Genomic DNA, 3527 nt, shown 5'->3' with positions numbered 1-3527 from the left:
CCTGGCCCGCATGGCCGCGACGCTCCGCCACCTCGTCCCGCCCCCCGCGCCGGAATCCACCGCGGAATCCGCTGCGGCGCCCACCGCCCCCCCGCGCGGGGCGCGCGACGCCGCCGCCGACAGCCGTGCGGAGGCCCGGTTCACCACCGCCATGGCCTGCCACCGCGCCGGCCGCCTCGCCGACGCCGAAGCCGGTTACCGGGCGGTCCTGCACGAACGCGCCGACCACCACGACGCCCAGCATCTGCTGGGGCTGGTCTACCACCAGGCCGGGATGCACGACGCCGCGCTGGACTGGATCGGCACGGCGCTGCGCGGCGAGCCGGACTTCCCCTTGGCCTGGAACCACCTCGGCCTGGTTCATCAGGCGCTGGGGCAGCTCCCGGCCGCGGCCACGGCGTTCACCCGCGCGGTGGTGCAGCGCCCCGACTTTCCCGAGGCGCTCACCCACCTCGGCCTGGCGGTCCAGGCGCAGGGCCGGCTCGACGAGGCCGAGCGGTGGCACCGGCGCGCCGTCACCCGGCTGCCCGACCACGCCCCCGCCCACGCCAATCTGGGCTACGCCGCGGAGCTGCGCGGGGCGTTCGCCCGGGCCGAGGCCCATTACCGGCGCGCCCTGGCGCTGCGCCCCGACCTTCCCGACGCCCTCAACAACCTGGCCACCATCGACCGCCAGATGGCCCGTCTCGGCGACGGCGCGACGCATCTCGAACGCGCGCTGCGGGTGGATCCGGCGAACGCGCTGGCCGGCTGGAACCTCGGCCTGCTGCGCCTGCGCGACGGCGGCCTCGGCGCGGGGTGGGAGGGGTACGAGCGCCGTTTCTCCGCCCGCCAGCTCCAGAAGGCGCGCTCCATCGCGGTGCCGCGCTGGACCGGGGGGCGGCTGGCGGGGCGGCGGCTGCTGGTGTGGAACGAGCAGGGGCTCGGCGACGAGATCCTGTTCGCGTCCTGCTGCGAAGGGCTGGCCCGGGCCGGCGGCCCCGTGGTGCTGGAGTGCGACCGTCGTCTGGTGTCCCTGTTCGCCCGCGCCTTCCCCTGGGCGCGCGTGCGTGCCGAGAGCACGGACGCCGCCGGGCGGGAAACCATCGACCCGCCCGACGTGGACCTCCAGGTTGCCGCCGGCTCCCTGCCCCCGCTGCTGCGCGACCGCCTCGACCGCTTCCCCGACCAGCCGGCGTTCCTGTCCGCCGATCCCGAGCGGGTGGCCCTGTGGCGGCGCCGGCTGGAGGCGCTCGGCCCCGGCCTGCGCGTGGGGATCGGCTGGCGCAGCCAGGTCGTCGACGCCCGCCGGGAAAGCGCCTACACCCGCCTCGACCAGTGGGAGCCGGTGCTGGCCCTGCCCGGCCTCCACCTCGTCAATCTGCAATACGGCGACTGCGAGGCCGAGATCCGCCGGGCCGAAGACGCGTACGGAACGCGCATACACCGCTGGGGCGACCTCGACCTCAAGGACGACCTCGAGGGCGTGGCGGCCCTGATCACCGGGCTGGACCTGGTGATCGTCCCGGCGACCGCGGCGGGCGAGCTGGCCGGCGCGCTCGGCGCCCCGGTGTGGCGCATCGGGGCCCCGGACTGGACCCGGCTGGGCACCGGCGTGCGTCCGTGGTTTCCCACGATGCGCCTGTGGACACCGCGGCCCGGCGAAGCCACCGCCGACGTCCTGCCGCGCCTCGCCCGGGCGCTGTCAGCGCTGCGGCGGTGAGCGGCCCGGCGGTGAGCGGTCCGGCGGCGGCCGGGCCAGGGCGGCCAGCCGGCGCGCGATGGTGCCCAGCACGGCGTCCATGCCCTGCCCCGGGGGCGGCGCGAACAGGCGCATGGTCGGGAACCAGGGCCGCACCGCCGTGCCCAGGGCGCTCCAGTCGCCGGCCCCGCCGAAGCGCCAGGTCGGCACGCCCAGCGCGCCGGCCAGTTCGCCGACCGCCGTCGCCGGGGCGATCACCAGGTCCAGCCCGGTGATCAGGGCCGCCACACCGTCGAAATCGTCCTTGAGGTCGAGATCCTCCCACCGCCGCAGGCGCCAGCCGTACGCGTCCTCCGCCCGGCGGATCTCGGCCGCGCAGTCCCCGTATTGCAGGTTGACGTACACCACGCCGGGCACCGCGAAAAGCGGTCCCCAGGCGTCCAGCGTCGTGTAACCGCCGCTCCGCTCCGCCGTCACCAGGCCGCTGCGCCAGGCGATGCCGACCCGCAGCCCGGCCGGCAGCGCGCCCAAGCGGCGGCGCCAGCGCTCGACCCGGTCCGGGTCGGCGACCAGGTAGGCGGGCCGCCGCGGATAGGCGGCGAGCCCCGGGCGCAGCCGGCGCGGCAGCGACCCCGCCGCGACGTGGACGTCGACGCCGACGCCCTCGGCCCGCCCGCCATGGACCGCCACCGTCGGGAAGGAGCGGCGGAACAAGGGGGCGAGCCGCGGGTCGCATTCCAGCGCCACGGCGCCGGCGCGCGCCGCCAGATCGGGCAGACAGGAGGCGAACAGGATCTCATCGCCCACCCCCTGCTCGCGCCACACCAGGATGCGCTTGCCGGCGAGGTCCTCGCCCCGCCACGGTGGTGCGTCGACGCGTCGTGCCGCCGGGGCGAGGTCGTGGACCTGAAAGCGGTGGTCGTACCCGGCCCAGCCGGCGGCCCCGTCGCCGCGCGCCAGGCACAGCATGCCCTTGTTGAACTGGGCGGCCGCATGACCGGGGTCGAGGACCAGGGCGCGGTCGCAGCACCGCTCGGCCGCGGCCGCGCCGCCCTCCTCGCGCAGCAGCCGGCCCAGGTTGGCGTGGCCATCGGCAAGGTCCGGGGCCAGCGCCAGCGCCCGCTGGGACGCCGCCCGCGACGCCGCGCGGCGGCCGAGGCGGCGCAGCGCCACCGCCAGGTTCACCCAGGCCGCGACGTGGCCGCTGTCGCGGGCCAGCGCCGCGCGATGCAACGGTTCGGCCTCGCCCGCCCGGTCGAGGCGCAGCAGCACGGCGCCCAGGTTGTCATGGGCCGCCGCCAGCGCGGGATCCGCCACCATGGCGCGGCGGTGCCATGCCGCGGCCGCGTCCAGGGCGTGGCCGGCCTCCAGGGCGTTGCCGAAATTGGTCAGCCCCGCCGCGGCGCCGGGCTGGAGCGCAACGGCCCTCCGGAACGCCCGCTGGGCGGCGTCCGCATGGCCCGACGCCAGGGCGGCGTTTCCCAGGGTGAGCCACGCCGCGGCGTAGGCCGGCAGCCGGCGCAGCGCCTTGGACACCGGGGCGATGGCGGCGGCGTGGTCGCCCTCCTGGTGCGCCAGAAGCCCCGAGAGGTGCAGGGCAACGGGGTTGTCGGGGTCGTCGGCCAGGACGCGGGCGTAAAGCGGGGCGGCCGCGCCGCGGTCACCCCGGCTGTGCAGGTCGGCCGCCCGCTCCAGCAGCGCCGTGGCGTCCCCGGCCGGCGGTTGGGCGGCCGGCGGTTGGGCGGCCGGCGGTTGGGCGGCCGGCGGTTGGGCGGCCGGCAGCGGGGCCGGCAGCGGGGCGGGCGGCTGGGCGAGGTGGCGGAGCGCCGCGGCCATGCGGGCCAGA

At 77.7% G+C, this 3527-nt stretch carries 2 protein-coding genes; one reads left to right on the top strand and one right to left on the bottom strand.

The features are described from left to right. Positions 1–1702 (top strand): tetratricopeptide repeat protein (locus AC6H2I_RS30345; protein WP_497504524.1); only part of this gene is annotated, 1702 nt, incomplete at its 5' end. Here AC6H2I_RS30345 and AC6H2I_RS30340 read toward each other — a convergent pair. After that, a partial coding sequence (locus AC6H2I_RS30340) for a tetratricopeptide repeat protein (protein WP_497504523.1) occupies positions 1685–3527 on the bottom strand: 1843 nt, incomplete at its 5' end. The genes AC6H2I_RS30345 and AC6H2I_RS30340 overlap by 18 nt on opposite strands.

Source organism: Azospirillum sp. NS33, from assembly GCF_059703765.1.
Note: the sequence above shows the minus strand (reverse complement) of the source record. Positions and strands in the feature narration are given on the sequence as shown.